Here is a 14,739-nt window from a genome sequence, read left to right as displayed (position 1 = left end):
CACCTTGAGCACCACTATCGACATCCAGCCGCTGCCGACCGCCGAGCGGACCACCCCCGACCACGAGGTGGTGATCGTCGGGGCCGGGTTCGGCGGCATCGGCGCGGGTATCGCGCTGCAGCGGCAAGGTATTCACGAATTTGTCATCGTGGACAAGTGGGACCAGGTCGGCGGCACCTGGCATGCGAACACCTATCCGGGTGTGGCGGTGGATATCCCGTCGTTTGTCTACAGCTTCTCCTACGAGCAGCGCGGTGACTGGTCGCGGCTGTTCGCCCCGGGTGCGGAGTTGCGGGACTACGCCAGCGACATGGTGGACAAGTACGGTCTGCGGGACAAGCTGCGGTTGAACACCACCATCACCGCGGCGGTGTTCGACGAGATCAACAGCTTGTGGCGGTTGACCACCGACGGCGGGCAACAGATCACCGGCCGCTACGTCGTGATGGCGGTCGGCGGGCTGGAGAGCCCGAAAATGCCGGACATCCCGGGTCTCGACGACTTCGCCGGCACCCTGATGCACACCGCGCTGTGGGACCACGATGTCGCGCTGGCGGGCAAACGGGTCGCGATCATCGGCACCGGCGCGACCGCGCTGCAGGTGGTGCCGGCCATCGTCGACGAGGTCGGTCACCTGACCGTTTTTCAGCGGACCCCGATTTGGGTGTTTCCCAAGGTCGACATGGAGATGAAGTCCGTGGGGCGGTGGGTGATGGGGCAGCGGCAGCTCCGCTCGGCGATCCGGCTGGCGGGTACCGTGGCGACCGAGATCGCGATGAGCGGCCAGTTGGTCGGCCCGCGCTGGCTCACCGAGGCCACCCGACGGCTGGCGGAGATCCCGGTGCGCCGCTGGATGCGCAGCCAAGTCGACGACCCCGACATCCGCGAGAAGCTGATCCCGCGTTACGGGTTGGGCTGTAAGCGGCCGTCGATGTCCAACGATTACCTCAGGACCTTCAACCGCGGCGACGTCAGCCTGGTCACCGAGTCCATCGACTGCATCACCGAAAACGGGGTGCGCACCGTCGACGGGGCGGAGCATCACATCGACGTGTTGATCTGCGCCACCGGTTTCCGGCTGTGGGACAACCGAGCCGTACCGCCCTTCCCGGTGATCGGGCGCGACGGAGTCGATCTCGGGCAATTCTGGGACGAACACAGATACCAGGCCTATCAGGGTGTTTCGATCCCTGGGTTTCCGAACGCGTTCACCATCACCGGTCCGTACGGATTTGTGCTCGGCTCCTACCTGTGGATGATCGAAGCGACGTCGGCGCACCTGAGCCGGGCCATCGCCGAAGCCAAACGTCTGGGCGCGACGGTGTGCGAGATCCGTCAGGAAGCCCACGACGCGTACTTCCAGGACTGCCTCAAACGGCAACAGCGCAACTTCCTGTTCACCGACACCTGCGCGGGTTCGAACACCTACTACATCGACGACAAGGGCGATTCACCGTTCCGGCCGTCGACCCATGGCGAAATGTACTGGCAAAACCGGCACTACAACCTGGACGTCTACCGCTACAGCACGGGACCCGCGGTGCCGGTCGCGGTGGCCGCCGAGACGAAGGAGAACGCGTGAAGATCAACGGGTTGCGGCCCCAGCTGGTGGTGGTCACCGGCGCCGGCAGCGGTATCGGGCGGGCGACCGCGATCCGGTTCGCCAAACTCGGTGCGCATGTGGTGGTCTCCGACATCGATCTGGATGCCGCCCAGGCCACCGCGGCGATCATCCGCGGCCACGGACACCGGGCGTCGGCGGCCCGACTGGACGTCACCGACCCCGAGGCGTGGGAGGCGTTCGCCCGCGACGTGCTGGCCGATCACGGCTATGCCGACGTGCTGGTCAATAACGCGGGAATGCTGGTGGGCGGGCCGTTTCTGGCGCTGAGCCCCGCGGACTGGGACCGCCAACTGGGCGTCAACCTGCTGGGGGTGATCCACGGGTGTCGGGTTTTCGGCGCCCAGATGGTGGAACGCGGTGCCGGCGGACACATCGTCAACATCGCGTCGGCGGCGGCGTTCACCCCGACCCCGGTGATGTCGGCGTACTCGGTGTCCAAGGCCGGGGTGAAGATGCTGACCGAGTGCCTGCGGCTTGAGCTGGGGCCCAAAGGCATCGGCGTCAGCGCGATCTGCCCCGGCGTGATCAACACCAACATCGGTGAGCACGCGGTCACCGTCGGTGTCGATCAGGAGTTGATGGAGCGCGGTAAGCGCGTCACCCGGCAGCTGCAGGAGTTCGCCGAGAAGCTTCCGTTCTCGCCGCTGAGCCCCGACCTGGTGGCCCGCGCGGTGGTGCGGGCGGTGCGGTTCGACCTCGCGGTGGTGCCGGTCCGCGCGGAAGCGTGGCTGGGCTATTTCATGCTGCGCATCGCCCCCGGCATCAACCGGCGGATGACCCAGCCGTTCTCGGTGGACACCCTGGAACGGCTCGGCGCCCGGCTCCTGGACCGGTTCGGCGAGTTACCGCTGCTCGGTTTGGCCGGGGATCGCGCCGGCGCCGAGGTGCCGGTCGCTCGCGCCGGTAAGTAGCGGCCGATGACACGGGCCTACCGCGACGCGCGCTGGCGTCAGGTCGTTTTGCCCCTCGATGATGCGTGGTTGAACGTCACCGAATGGGGCACGGCCGACGCCGATTTGACGGTTGTGCTCACCCACGGCTGGACGCTGTCGGCCCGGATCTGGGAGGACGTTGCCGCGTCGTTGGTCACCGCCGATCCGGGGGTGCGGGTGCTGGCTTACGACCACCGCGGGCACGGCCGCTCGGCGCGGGTGTCCACCGCCTCCATCGAACAGCTGGCCGACGATCTGGCCGATGTTGTGGCACAGCTGGTTCCGGCCGGGCCGATCGTCTTCGGCGGTCACTCGCTGGGCGGCATGGTGTTGGTGGCGTTGGCGCAGCGCCATCCACGGATCGTGGCGCAGCGCGCGGCTGGGGTGATGTTCGTCGCCACCAGCGCCGGCGACCTGATGGGGGCGATCCGGAAGGTCCCCGGAACCGAGACCCTGATGACGGCCGCGCTGCGGGGGACGGCGCGGATGGCACTCCCCAGCAGGCCACTGTTTTTGGCGCGTCAGGGTGCGCGCGGTGCGTTTGGTAAGCATCCGCGCCGGCACGACCTGAACCGGGTCGTCCGGCAAGGCGAGCAGGCCGACCCAGCCGCCGTGGCGGCCCTGGGGCGCTCGATCCTGGACCACCGCCGCTACCCGGCGCTGCGGGCGTACCGCCACCTCAACGTCGTCGCCATGGCCGGGACCCGCGACTGGCTGACCCCGCCGATCCATGCGCGGCGCATCGCCGAACAGCTGCCCGACAGCGAGCTGGTGGTCTTCGACGGCGCCGGCCACTTCCTGCCCTATGAGCGTCGGGAAGCGGTGAGCGCGCACCTGCTGAACCTGATCGCCAAGGCGCGACAGTCGGCTCAAAGCCGCAGCGGGGTCGCCGGATGACCGCGCTATTCACCCCAGCGCGGCCACGGGCGGATGGTGATCCGTTCGGCGCCCGGCCAGATGGCGTTGGCGGCCGGCGACGCGCAGAAGGTGTCCTCGGCCTGGTAGACGTCCATGTCGATGGCGTGCAGGCCGTCTTCCTGATGCGCCCGGCAACTCACCGTCTGCACCCGATGGCTGTCCGGGTCGACCTGTTCGGCCTCGATGGTCAACACCACCACCAGCGTGAAGCCGGCGCCGGTGGGCAGGTAGAACGTGAGGTCGCGGCTGCTCAGTGCGCCGCCGTTGCTGACCACGTAGCCGTCGCCGCTGGGATAGACGGCTTGGGCGACCATCTGGGTGCGTTCCAGATGTTTGCGGTCCCCGTCGGCGCGCCACACCGCGAACCGGGTGTTGGGGCTGCCGTTGAAGCTGTGCCGGTCCATCGGGATGATCAGTTCGTCACGACCGTCCCCGTCGAGGTCCTGCAGCCCGGCCGGGCTCGGGCTCGACGGCTGCAGCATTTCGTTGATGGTTTGCACCACCTCGCCGGAGCCGTCGCTGACGAGGACCTTCACCGCCTGCGGCGGCTGGCCGGCATCCACGGCCCAGTGGGTGACGTCGAAGGTCAGGCCCACCCGATCCCCGGAGTGCAGGAGGCAATCCGGATGCGGCAGCACCGAATCCGGATTGATCACCGCGGCGGTGCGCGGGCAGGCCGGCAGCGCGGAATCGGCGGCAGCGGTGGGCGACACCACGCCGGCGGCGGTGATCGCGGCGGCGAGGACGGTCAGGAACGGCCGCGCCGGCGGGCCGAGGATAGGGCGCTCTGCTGGACGCATAGCCACTCCGGATCGATTGGGAATCTACGACAGTCAGTACACGATACCGCTTGTCCGAGAATAGGTCACGAGTTCGACAAGATTGAGGAAGCAGCATGACGACAACGACCCCGCGGCGCGGCACGGCGCCCGATGCGTCGGCGCAAACCCACCGCATCGTGCGCAACGGCGACGTCGAGATCGCCGTCTACGAGCAGGGCAACCCAGACGGCCCGACCGTCGTGCTGCTGCACGGTTGGCCGGATTCACACCACATGTGGGACGCCGTGGTGCCGTTGTTGACCGACCGTTTCCACGTGGTGACCGTCGACAACCGCGGCCACGGGCTATCGACCAACCCGAGAAGCTACCGTGACTTCGCGTTGGACGCGTTGGCCAGCGACTATCTGGCCGTCATCGATGCGGTCAGCCCCGAGGCGCCCGTCCACGTGCTCGCTCACGATTGGGGCAGCGTCGCGATGTGGGAAGCGGTGTGCAACACCGATGCCCAACACCGGATCGCGTCGTTCACCTCGGTGTCGGGCCCCAACGTCGCACACCTGGTGATGTGGGCCCGTAATCGGCTGCGCCGTCCGACACCGAAGAACCTCGCGCTGGTGCTGGCACAGCTGGGGTCGCTGAGCTACATGTTCTACCTGATGCTGCCGGTGCTGCCGAAGGCCACCCTGCGACTGTTCGCCACCGAGGAACGTTGGCGTAAACAGCTGTCCCGCGCGGAGGGCGCCGCCGTCGACCAGATCTCCCTGGGCCCGACGTTCAACCGCGACATCGGTAACGGGCTGCGGATTTATCGCGCCTCCGTGCTGTCCCTGTTCTCTCGGCTGAAGGGCGAGCAGCGGTTCACCCGGGTGCCGGTGCAGGTGATCGTGGGGACCCGGGACCCGGCGGTGCGTCAGGCCTGCTACGACGACGAGCTGAACTGGGCCCCGGCAGTATGGCGGCGGGTTGTCAAGGGCGGGCACTGGTTGGCGTTTTCGCATCCGGAGTTACTGGCCACCGCCACCACCGAACTGATCGACGCCGTGTCCGGCAATCCCGCACCTCGGGGGCTGCGTCGCGCCGAGATGGGTAGGACCCGCAAAGCCTTCGAACATCAGCTGGTGGTCATCACCGGGGCCGGCAGCGGAATCGGTCGCGAAACCGCGCGGGCATTCGCTGGTGAGGGCGCCGAGCTCGTGATCTCCGACGTCAACCTGGCCTCGGCAAAGGAGACCGCCGCGCTGATCGCCGAGGCCGGCGGCACCGCGCACCCGTATCAACTCGATGTGGCCGACGAGGCGGCGGTGATCGCGCACGCCGACAAGGTGATAGCCGTACACGGCGTACCCGATGTCCTGATCAACAACGCCGGGGTCGGTCAGGCCGGGCGATTCCTGGCCACCCCGGCCGAGGACTTCAAGCGGGTGCTCGACATCAACTTGTACGGGGTAGTCCACGGCTGCCGCGCGTTTGCGCCCGCGATGGCGCGTCGCGGCCTCGGCGGGCACATCGTCAACCTGTCCAGCATGGCGGCCTACTCACCGTCTCAGGGGTTGAGCGCCTACGCCACCAGCAAGTCCGCGGTGTTCATGTTCTCCGACTGCCTGCGGGCTGAACTGGCCGCCGCGGGTGTCGGTGTCAGCACGATCTGCCCGGGGGTGGTGCACACCAACATTATTCGCAGCTCGGTGGTTTCCGGCCTGCCCGAGCCGGAGGCGCAGCGCAAGCTGGCGCGGGTCGACCGTGCCTACCGGCTCCGCCGATACGGTCCCGACAAGGTGGCCAAGCGGATCGTGAAAGCGGTCAAGAACAACAAGAAGATCGTGCCGGTGACACCGGAGGCGCAGCTGCAATACCGGCTGAACAGGCTGGCCCCCGCGGTCGGTCGGTTCGGCGCGAAAACCTTGTCACTGGGCTAAAATCACCCTCACGAAGGAGCGGCCATGGCCACAATTCCGCGGAGTATCCACGACGAATCCACCGGTGACCGCCTGAAGCGCTGGGCCGGCGAGTGGGGGCGGATGGCGCGGGTGGCGGTGTCGCCGTCCGATGGCCCCAAGACCGGTCAGATCTACGACATCATCGGTACGCAGAACCTGTTCGGCGAGGAATCGCTGTTCATCAACTTCGGTTACTGGGAGAACCACCCGACCACGCTGGATGAGGCCAGCCGGGAGCTGGCCCGGCTGGTGGCACGCACGGCGGACTTCAGCCCATCGGACATCGTGGTGGACTGCGGTCCCGGCTACGGCGACCAAGACATGTTGTGGATCAAGGAATTCAAGCCTAAACGCATCACCGGAGTGAACCTGGCCCGCGAACAGATCGCCATCGCCACCCGCCGGGCCGCGGAGGCCGGGCTGGCCAAACGCATCAGCTACGTTGAGGCGTCGGCCACCGATTTGCCGTTCGATGACCGGTCGTGCACCAAGGTGGTGGCCCTGGAGTCGGCGTTTCATTTCCCGTCCCGGGTGGACTTCTTCGCCGAAGCGCTTCGGGTGCTCAAACCGGGTGGCCGGTTGGTGACCGCCGACATTGTCCCGAAACGCTCGCTGTTCACCGTGCCGGCTCGCGCCGAGGTGTCCCGGCTGGGGTGGCGGGCCGCCTCACGCCGGGCGGTGCGGGGTGCGGTGGACCTGACCGGCTACCGGGACCTGTTGCTCGACATCGGATTTGTCGACGTCTCCGCGCGTTCCATCAGTGACGACGTGTACGGGCCGCTGGGCAAGTTCCTGCACAAGCGGCTGCGCGACCCCGCCATGCGCCACGTCAACCCGCTCGTCCGGTATTCGTTCACCCCGCTGGGATTTCGGCTCAGCGCGCTGCACTCCGACTACATCCTCGCCGTGGCCACGAAGGCGTGAGGGGCATGCTACGGATCTGGGTCAGCCTCATGACGGCGGCGGCGACGTGTCTGGTGGGCGCGCCGTTAGCGGCAGCGCAGGACCCGGAATGCGACGTCATCGTGCCGGCGGCGGATCGGCTCGAAACCGCCTTTAACCTGATTACCGCCGACCCGCCGCCGAACCTGGGCACTCAGGTGCAGACCGCGCAGAGTCCGCTGTTCGGGTTGACCAGCCCGGCCGCGATCGATCTGCGGATCTGGTCGAGCACGGTGGCCGATCAGCTCAACGGCGCCAACCCCTATCACGCGGCGGGTCTGGACAGCGATCTGCGCCACGCCCGACAGGCGTTGGTCGAGGCCCGCGAATTCTGTGCGCCGTAACGGAAGGGACCACGTCAGTGATCCGATGGCTCGTCGCGGCGCTGATGGCGCCGACCCTGCTGGTGTTCGCCGCACCGGCGGGCGCCACCCCCGAGGACGACTACCTCAACATCTTGAGCACCACGCCGGGGGCAGTCACGGTGAACTCGTTCAGCGGTCCGCTTCTGATCCAGACCGGGTACGCGATGTGCGCGGAGCTGCGCCGGGGCGCGAGCCCGGACGCGGCGGCGCGACAGCCCTACCCCGGCGCCACCCATAGTGACCTGCTGCGGCTGGAATCCGTCGCGCGGCAGACGCTGTGCCCGGACATGGTGGGTGCGCGCTAGCGCCCCGGGGTCGACGGCGCGGGCCCGGCACCCAGCTCGGGTAGTACACCCTGACCTTCGGTGGGGGTGTGGCTGCCGGGCTTGGGGCCGATATCGGAAACCTGCCAGGTGTCGCCGACCTTGTTGACGGTGACCTGCAGCAGCATCACCGACACCCGAGGCTCCGGGTTCTGCAGATTGCGGGTGGTCTGGTAGGCCGACACCACCACCTCGTACATATCGCCGGGCTGCGCGACCGGATCGGTGGCCACCACTTCGCCGGTCGAGGACACCTGAGCTTGCAGCATCAAGCTCTTCAAAAACCCGGTGGCGTTGACGAATTTGTCCTTCAACGTCGTCGAGACCCCGTCCTCGACCGCGCGGAAGAACGCGTCGGGGTCCTCGAAGCTGTAGGTCAGGGATTTCAGCGCATAGTCTTTCGCCAACTGCGCCACGGCGGTGCGATCGGCCTCGACCTGCCGCATCCGGGCCAACTCGGCTGCGGTGCTGTGGTATCTCAGATAACCGAACACCCCGCCGGCGATGATCGCGGCCGTCACCAGGACCGCCGCCAGAACCCGCAGCCACCGCTTGCGGGCCCCGGTGGGGACGGTGTCCCGGTCGTCCGCGCCGGTCTGTGGGGTCTCGGCCTCATCGGACGTGCGTTCGTCGTCCACCGTCTCGACCGTATCCGTCATTTCGTCCTACCTTCCGATCACGGTTGTTGCCCTTCGGGCACCATCAGATGCACCCGCATGCCGCCGGAGTCGTTGAACGTCTACTCCCAAAAGTCCAGCCAATGCCCCGAGTCGACCTTGACGCCGCGCAGCGGTGCGGTCACCGGCTGCAGCACCGTGGCGAACGTGCCCAACGGACCGGACAGGTCATCGAGGTATTCGCTGATCCTGCCCACGAGGTCGCCGACGGGTTCGTCCGCACCCAGCACGCCCTGGCCGGTGTAGGAGATGCCCTCAAAGGAGTGAATCAGCCGGACGAAGGCGGGCACCGCCGACGGCAGCAGCGTGCCGGTCTCGCTGAACACCTGCCCAACGTGCAGATCACCCATCCCGGTCGTCAGCGTCGACACGTTGCTGAACAACGTTGCCAGCAATTGTTTGTCGTCGCGGACCACATTGGCGAACAACCCGGCCGTGCTGGCCAGCGAGTCGAGGGTGGCGTCGTTGTCGGCGAACGCCGCCGACACGTTGGACGCCACGGTGCGGATATCGTCGGGGTTGAGCGCGGCGAACAACGCCTGCACCTTGGTCAGCAAGTCGCTGACGGTCACCGTCGGCGCCACCTGATCCGCCGGAATCTGGGCGCCGTCGGTGAAGTACGGCGGTGCGATGACCTTTGGGGTGAAGTTGATGAACTGCTCCCCGGCGACCGACAGGTTCTGCACGCTGACCTCGCTGCTGGCCGGGACCGGATGCTGCGCGTCGAGGTCGATGGATACCGCCAGGCCGGTGCGGGTGGTTTGGATGCCGGTCACTCGGCCCACCCGGACACCGCGCATCGTGACCTGCGAGGTCGGCAGCAGGCCGCCGGAGGTGTTCAGCATCAGCGTCACCCGGGTGACCTGTTTGGTCGGGCCCATATCGAGGACCCCCAGCGACATGTATCCCGCCCCCAGCGTGGCCAGCAGCGCCAAGATCGCCAGGGTGATGCCGGCGTTGAACTTCATGGCATCAGCCCCATTGTCTGCATTGCCCGGATCAGGTCGTCGGCCGTCGGGCTGGGGTTGATGCCCAGCGACCCGTCCGGCGGATGGATCTGCGACACGGTGTATTTCGGTCCGCCGTTGCCGAAGAAGGGGACGAGCTTGTCGCGGACCAGCGCCACCACTTTGTCGGCGACGACCGGGATCGTGGTGTCGGCGGTGGCGACGGTCGCGACGAACGGCGAGATGAACGACAGCATCTGCATCAGGTCCGGCATCAGCGGGTTGAGCAAGTCCCCGCCCGCCGTGCCGATGCCGCGGGCGTCGACGATGAGTTGAACGATGCTCAGCACCACGCTGGATAGGCCTTGCAGCTTCGGTGGCCCCTCGGTGACCAGCCGGTCGAAGGTATCGGTGTTGGCCGCCAGGCTGTCGCTGATGTTTTCCATGCTGGCCAGGATCGCGTCCACGGTGTCCTGGTTGGCGGCCAAGTCGTTGAGCACGCCGGTCAGCTTGTTTTTGATCCGGATGAGTTCGGCCGGGTCCTTCGGGAAGGCTTTATTGAGGTCGAGCACCGTCTGCTGCAGCGTCCCGATCGCCCCGCCGGTGACCAGGTTCGATGCCGAGCGGAGCGCATCCTCGACATTGTCGGCCGGCACCGTGTTGCGCAACGGGACGGTGTCGCCGTCGCGCAGCGTCTCCGGGGTGGGGTGTTCCGGCGGAAACAGTGCGATATAGATGTCGCCGAGGATGGTGGCCTGCCGCAGTTCGGCCCGGATGTTCTGCGGCAGTTGCACATCGCCGGACATATCCACATAGGCCACCGCGGTATCACCGACCAGCTGCACGCGGTCCAGCACCCCGACCTGCACGCCGCCGGAGTCCACTTTCGCGCGGGCGGGCAGGTTCAACACGCTGGAGAACTCGATTCCGATGGTGTACTTGCCGACCGGCACAAACGCGCCGGGCACCGGCAGCCGGGTGGGGTCCAGCGAACAGGCCGGCGCCAAACCGATGGCCAGACCGGCCAGCAGCACCGCGGCAGCCCTGAGAACGCTTCGGAGTCGTCGCATCATGGTGACAGCGCCGCCCCCATGATGAGGTCGGTCAAGCCGAGGGTGACCGGGTCCGACGCCGTGCCGGGTGCGCAGGCCGCGCCGGCGCCGGGCACGTCGCGCTGGGTCAGGTTGGCGCAGATCGCACTGGCCTGCGACGGTGTAATCGCCACATGCGGGGGGATATAGGTGATGTTGTGGGTGCCCCACACCGGCTCGTAGATGTCGGACAACCAGTTGATCACCGGCGGCAATGTGGCGATGAAGCTCAGGATGTGCGGGGTGTAGGCGCCCAGCAGATCCCGGATCCACGGGATCAGCTTGTCGCCGATGTTGTGGTAGGCGCGCGGCGCGAACCGGTTCAGGGCGTCGACCAGGATCGGCACCAGGTGGTTGAGATGCTCCAGCGCGGAGGCGAAATTATCCGACAGGCCGGTGATCAGGTCGGTGGTGTCGGGCAGCGTCTGCACCAGCGTGGTGAAGGTGTCCCAATGCTTGAGCCAACCCGAGGCCAGGAGTTCGGAGTTCTCGAACAGCTTGCGGTAGTCGTCGTCGGCCTTATACGGGTCGCCGAGCATGGTGACCAGATCCCGCAGCGTTTGGTTGAGCGCGGGGCCGGTGCTGTCCAGGGAGCGGCTGGCCGCCGCCAGACTGTCGTTGATGGCTTGCACGCCGGGGGCTTTCGCCGGGTCCTGGCCGGATTGCGCGTCGAGGATGTCGTCGCTGAGTTTGCCCAGCGCGGAGAAGGTTTCGCTGACCCCGATCGGGGTTTTGGTGGCGTCCAACGGGATGCAGTGGTCACCAGCGAATTTCGCCCCGCCACCGTAGGGTTTGGTGAGTTCGACGTGCCGGTCGGTCACGATCGACTGGGAATACGTGACGGCGCCGACGTCGTCGGGCAGATCGAGGTCGGCGGGCACGGTGAAGTCGACCCGCACGTGGTCGGGTTGGTTGGCGACGGCGGTCACCGAACCAACCTCGATGCCCAGCAGCATCACCTTGTTGCCCGGGTACAGCCCGATCGCGTCGGTGAATTCGGCGCACAGCGCACGGGTGTCGGTGAACCTGGGCAGCACTACCGTCGCCCCGATTGCGACGGCTGCGTTGAACCCGGTCGCGACCAGCGCCACCAGCACCAGCCCGCGCCGAGTCCGCAACCATCGCCAGATCCGGGTCATGTCAGCACTGCCTGATGAGGTGCGGAAGGCAGAGGTCCTGCCCTGGTACCAGGAAGTGGCCCTCGTCGATGGTGATCCCGTTGCCGGACAGCATCGGCCACACGATTTCCAAGGTCTGGCCCAGGTTGATCGCCGCCTTGCCGAGCCGGTCGGGGTGGGCGACGAGTGTGTCGATCATGTCGTCGATCCCGTTGACGATCGGTGCGACCTCACGGCCGTAGAACACCATGAAGCGGTCGATCATCCGCGCCAGTTCGTCGAGCGCGGTGAAATATTCGACGATATCGACGGCCTTGGCGGTGTACGTCCTTCCGAGCAGCGCGAGCTGTTCGGTCAGGGTGACGATCTGGCTGCGGCCGGCGACCATGGCGCTGATGCCGTTGTTGGCGAAGTCCAGGCCCTTGTGGAAGTCGGTGGTCATCTTGCTCAACGACTCGGTCAGCGCGTGCGCGGAGGCCAGGAGGTCGCGCAGCGCGTCGGGGTGTCTGTTGGCGGCGTTGGCGACCTCGGTGAAGGTGTCGTGGATGACGTGACCGTTGACCTCCTTGACCAGCGGGGTGGCGGTTTGGATGATGTCGCTGATCTCGAACGGAGTGCTGGTGTTCTGCGCGGGCAGCACCGTGCGGCCCAGCGGAATGTCGCCTTTGGGGTCCAGTGCCACGTAGTGACCGCCCAACGGGGTCAACATCTTGACCTCCAGCGTGGACTCCGAGCCCACCGGCACCGAGTGCTCAACGTCGAAGGTCATCTCGACCTCGGTGCCGCGCAGCCGAATGCCGGTGACCGCGCCGACGTTGATGCCCGCGATCCGGACCTCGTCGCCGGGGCGTACCCCGCCGGCGGTGCTCAGATGCGCGGTGTAACTGGCCTTTCCGGTCGGATGGAGGTACGCCAAACCGGTGGCGGCTAGGGCCGCGACGATGACGGCCAGCGCGATGATCCCGTGTCGGCGGTTGCGCGCCGCCGCGGCGTTTTCATCGAGCACCACCGGCCCCTTGCGGCGCATCCGTTCCCCCAACCTCATGGTTGGCACACCACCAGGTTCTGTTGCGCGAACGACACCTGCCCGATGCCGGGCAGGGTGACCTCGCCGTGCGAGCAGGTGAACTTCGGTTTGGCCGGCTGGTCGTCGACGATTGAGTCACGCATCCCCTGGATCAGGGACGGCACCAGCGAGAGGCCCGCGATGATGGTGGGGGTTTGCGGCCACATCCGGCTCAGCAGGTCGTAGAGCGGTGTCGTGGTGCCGTCAAAGATGCGTTCGATGTATTGCAGCAGATGCACGGCGTTGCGGAACGTCGGCAACTCTTGGTCGACCGAGTCGCTGAACTCCTGGGCTTTGGAGGTGAATTTCGCCAGGACGTCGTTGAGGGTGGCGATCAGCCGGAACAACTGCTGCGACTTACCGCCGAGATCGCGAGAGATTTGCGCGAGGTTGCCGATCAACACCTTCAGCACGGTTTGGCGGTCGACGGCCAACTCCGACAGCGCGTCCAGGTCGTGCAGGAACGGCCCCACCCCGGTCTCGTCACCCTGAATGACCCGCAGCAGGTTCTCGCCGAACTGGTTGAACTGGGCGGGGTCAAGCGTTTGGAAGATCGGCCGGAACCCGTTGAACAGTCTGGTGACATCGAACGACGGGATGGTCCGCTCGAGGGGGATTTCCGCACCGGCGGGCAGCCGCCGGCCGCTGGCCGGTTGAATGAGCTCCACGTAGCGCTGGCCGAGCAGATTCTGGTAGCGGACCGCGGCGGAGGTGTCTGGGTACAGCGCGTGGTCGGCAAGCACGGTGAAATCGACCTTGGCGCGGCGGCCGTCGAGCCGGATCGTCTCCACCTTGCCCACCTGCACACCGGAAATCCGGACGTCGTCGCCGACGAACAGCCCGGACACGTCGGAGAAGGTCGCGTGGTACCGGGCGACCGCGCCGGTGACCGGGCTGCGCAGGGCGGTGATCACGATGACCGCGCACACCACGCTGACCGCGGTGAACACGGTCAGCCACAGCACCGCCTTGGTGATGCTTCTCATCGGCCACCTCCGGGTGCCGGCGGCAGCGCGGCGGCCAGCCCGGGCACCGCGTCCAAGATGACTTCGATCTGCATGCGGACCCGGCCGTCCTGGAAGGGAAATGCAGCGCTGGTGCGGTCGAGCAGGCCGGATAGCCGGTCATAGGACGGCGCCAGGCTGCCGAACAGATACGCCGACGGCACCGACAGGTTCATGATCGAGGCAACCAATGGAACCAGCCACGGCAGGTGCTTGGCCAGCAGCCCGCCGACGTCGCCCAGCAGCCGGCCGGCCTGGTGCAGCACGTCGGTCGTCCGCTGTGCCCCACCGGGTTCGCCCAAGAACTGCAATCCGTCGAGCAACTCGTTGAGCAACCCGACCAGCGGGACAAAGTCGTTGAGACCGTTGACCAGTCCCGCCATCACGGCCAGGGTCTGCGAGAACGGCACGGTTTGCGCGTCGGCCAGGATCTTCGCGAAGTCGACGATCGACTTCGCGACCGGTTCGGTCAGATCACCATGCCGGCGCAGCACCGCAACGATGTGGTTGACATCCGGCGAATCGACGATCTGGCCGATGCGCTGGCCCTGCCGCAGCAGCCCGGTGATCGACGCGGCCTGCACCCCGGCACCCATCACCAAGGTCTGGTTCGGCCGCAGCCGCGGGCCCACCCCACCGCTGACCAACTCGACCACCGCGCTGCCGAACACATTCGACGACGTGAATTGGGCTTGGGTATCGGCGGTTAGCGCGGCGGCCTGGCGCGGATCGAGCTCCACGGTCATCCGCTGCTTGTTGTACCCGGCCGACTCCAGCGACGTCACCGTTCCGATTGCCAGCCCATGAAATTTCACCTCCGCGCCCGGGGCTAACCCCTCGCCGATGGTGTTGGCCAGCACGGTCAGTTTGAAGGTGTCGTGATAGCGGCCGGTGGCCAGCTGAGACAACCCGGTGGCGGCGACGGTCACCACCACCGCCACGATCAGGCCGCGGATCCGCAGGGCGCGGGTGCTGGCGCCGCGTCCGCTGGGATCGTGAAAACTCGGCATCGG

General features: G+C 67.0%; 15 protein-coding genes. 7 read left to right on the top strand and 8 right to left on the bottom strand.

Annotated elements, in window-relative coordinates:
- Nucleotides 1–4 precede the first annotated feature (4 nt).
- From ACAG26_RS02500 to ACAG26_RS02490, 3 genes are read left to right on the top strand one after another with little or no spacing between them, the layout of a single operon-like run.
- The gene (locus ACAG26_RS02500) at nt 5–1,582 is read left to right on the top strand and encodes a flavin-containing monooxygenase (RefSeq protein ID WP_370478994.1); all 1,578 of its coding nucleotides are present in this window, start codon (nt 5–7) and stop codon (nt 1,580–1,582) included.
- Complete coding sequence (locus ACAG26_RS02495) at nt 1,579–2,535, top strand: SDR family NAD(P)-dependent oxidoreductase (protein ID WP_370478992.1); 957 nt, start codon at nt 1,579–1,581, stop codon at nt 2,533–2,535. The genes ACAG26_RS02500 and ACAG26_RS02495 overlap by 4 nt, the downstream gene beginning before the upstream one ends.
- A 6-nt stretch (nt 2,536–2,541) precedes the next feature.
- The gene (locus tag ACAG26_RS02490) at nt 2,542–3,453 is read left to right on the top strand and encodes an alpha/beta fold hydrolase (protein WP_370478989.1); all 912 of its coding nucleotides are present in this window, start codon (nt 2,542–2,544) and stop codon (nt 3,451–3,453) included.
- 5 nt (nt 3,454–3,458) lie between these two features.
- Here ACAG26_RS02490 and ACAG26_RS02485 read toward each other — a convergent pair whose 3' ends face one another.
- Nucleotides 3,459–4,109, bottom strand: a complete 651-nt coding sequence (locus tag ACAG26_RS02485) for a hypothetical protein (RefSeq protein ID WP_370479601.1) — start codon at nt 4,107–4,109, stop codon at nt 3,459–3,461.
- 260 nt (nt 4,110–4,369) lie between these two features.
- On the opposite strand from ACAG26_RS02485, the gene ACAG26_RS02480 reads away from it, so the two are divergent.
- Genes ACAG26_RS02480 through ACAG26_RS02465 form a run of 4 tightly spaced genes read left to right on the top strand, consistent with a single transcriptional unit; the run spans nt 4,370 to nt 7,805 of the window.
- Nucleotides 4,370–6,172 (top strand): SDR family oxidoreductase, encoded by a 1,803-nt coding sequence (locus tag ACAG26_RS02480; protein ID WP_370478987.1) that lies wholly within the window; start codon nt 4,370–4,372, stop codon nt 6,170–6,172.
- Between the two features lie 24 nt (nt 6,173–6,196).
- Nucleotides 6,197–7,117, top strand: a complete 921-nt coding sequence (locus ACAG26_RS02475; protein ID WP_370478984.1) for a cyclopropane-fatty-acyl-phospholipid synthase family protein — start codon at nt 6,197–6,199, stop codon at nt 7,115–7,117.
- Between the two features lie 5 nt (nt 7,118–7,122).
- Nucleotides 7,123–7,479 (top strand): hypothetical protein, encoded by a 357-nt coding sequence (locus ACAG26_RS02470; RefSeq protein WP_370478982.1) that lies wholly within the window; start codon nt 7,123–7,125, stop codon nt 7,477–7,479.
- A 17-nt stretch (nt 7,480–7,496) separates the two neighbouring features.
- Complete coding sequence (locus ACAG26_RS02465; protein ID WP_370478980.1) at nt 7,497–7,805, top strand: DUF732 domain-containing protein; 309 nt, start codon at nt 7,497–7,499, stop codon at nt 7,803–7,805.
- Here the strand turns inward: ACAG26_RS02465 and ACAG26_RS02460 are convergent.
- From ACAG26_RS02460 to ACAG26_RS02430, 7 genes are all read right to left on the bottom strand, one after another.
- Entirely contained in the window at nt 7,802–8,482 is a 681-nt protein-coding gene (locus tag ACAG26_RS02460; RefSeq protein ID WP_370478977.1) for a hypothetical protein, read from the bottom strand. The genes ACAG26_RS02465 and ACAG26_RS02460 overlap by 4 nt on opposite strands.
- A gap of 80 nt (nt 8,483–8,562) precedes the next feature.
- Nucleotides 8,563–9,468, bottom strand: coding sequence for an MlaD family protein (locus tag ACAG26_RS02455; protein ID WP_370478975.1), 906 nt, complete (start codon nt 9,466–9,468; stop codon nt 8,563–8,565).
- Complete coding sequence (locus ACAG26_RS02450) at nt 9,465–10,520, bottom strand: MlaD family protein (RefSeq protein WP_370478972.1); 1,056 nt, start codon at nt 10,518–10,520, stop codon at nt 9,465–9,467. The genes ACAG26_RS02455 and ACAG26_RS02450 overlap by 4 nt, the downstream gene beginning before the upstream one ends.
- Complete coding sequence (locus ACAG26_RS02445) at nt 10,517–11,677, bottom strand: MlaD family protein (protein ID WP_370478969.1); 1,161 nt, start codon at nt 11,675–11,677, stop codon at nt 10,517–10,519. Before ACAG26_RS02445 ends, ACAG26_RS02450 begins: the two co-directional genes overlap by 4 nt.
- A 1-nt stretch (nt 11,678) precedes the next feature.
- Nucleotides 11,679–12,701, bottom strand: coding sequence for an MlaD family protein (locus ACAG26_RS02440; RefSeq protein WP_370478967.1), 1,023 nt, complete (start codon nt 12,699–12,701; stop codon nt 11,679–11,681).
- On the bottom strand, nt 12,698–13,708 hold the full coding sequence (locus ACAG26_RS02435) for an MlaD family protein (RefSeq protein ID WP_370478964.1): 1,011 nt from the start codon (nt 13,706–13,708) through the stop codon (nt 12,698–12,700). Before ACAG26_RS02435 ends, ACAG26_RS02440 begins: the two co-directional genes overlap by 4 nt.
- Nucleotides 13,705–14,736, bottom strand: coding sequence for an MlaD family protein (locus tag ACAG26_RS02430; RefSeq protein ID WP_370478962.1), 1,032 nt, complete (start codon nt 14,734–14,736; stop codon nt 13,705–13,707). Before ACAG26_RS02430 ends, ACAG26_RS02435 begins: the two co-directional genes overlap by 4 nt.
- Nucleotides 14,737–14,739: the final 3 nt, after the last annotated feature.

Source organism: Mycobacterium sp. pUA109, from assembly GCF_041287095.1.
In the GTDB taxonomy this organism is placed as follows: domain Bacteria; phylum Actinomycetota; class Actinomycetes; order Mycobacteriales; family Mycobacteriaceae; genus Mycobacterium.
This window is presented reverse-complemented; position numbering and strand designations above follow the sequence as displayed.

Coding starts and splice junctions, on each gene's coding strand:
- ACAG26_RS02450 (WP_370478972.1), bottom strand. CDS start 10,520: ATGATGCGACGACTCCGAAGCGTTCTCAGGGCTGCCGCGGTGCTGCTG.
- ACAG26_RS02460 (WP_370478977.1), bottom strand. CDS start 8,482: ATGACGGATACGGTCGAGACGGTGGACGACGAACGCACGTCCGATGAG.
- ACAG26_RS02470 (WP_370478982.1), top strand. CDS start 7,123: ATGCTACGGATCTGGGTCAGCCTCATGACGGCGGCGGCGACGTGTCTG.
- ACAG26_RS02445 (WP_370478969.1), bottom strand. CDS start 11,677: ATGACCCGGATCTGGCGATGGTTGCGGACTCGGCGCGGGCTGGTGCTG.
- ACAG26_RS02475 (WP_370478984.1), top strand. CDS start 6,197: ATGGCCACAATTCCGCGGAGTATCCACGACGAATCCACCGGTGACCGC.
- ACAG26_RS02480 (WP_370478987.1), top strand. CDS start 4,370: ATGACGACAACGACCCCGCGGCGCGGCACGGCGCCCGATGCGTCGGCG.
- ACAG26_RS02490 (WP_370478989.1), top strand. CDS start 2,542: ATGACACGGGCCTACCGCGACGCGCGCTGGCGTCAGGTCGTTTTGCCC.
- ACAG26_RS02435 (WP_370478964.1), bottom strand. CDS start 13,708: ATGAGAAGCATCACCAAGGCGGTGCTGTGGCTGACCGTGTTCACCGCG.
- ACAG26_RS02430 (WP_370478962.1), bottom strand. CDS start 14,736: ATGCCGAGTTTTCACGATCCCAGCGGACGCGGCGCCAGCACCCGCGCC.
- ACAG26_RS02440 (WP_370478967.1), bottom strand. CDS start 12,701: ATGAGGTTGGGGGAACGGATGCGCCGCAAGGGGCCGGTGGTGCTCGAT.
- ACAG26_RS02455 (WP_370478975.1), bottom strand. CDS start 9,468: ATGAAGTTCAACGCCGGCATCACCCTGGCGATCTTGGCGCTGCTGGCC.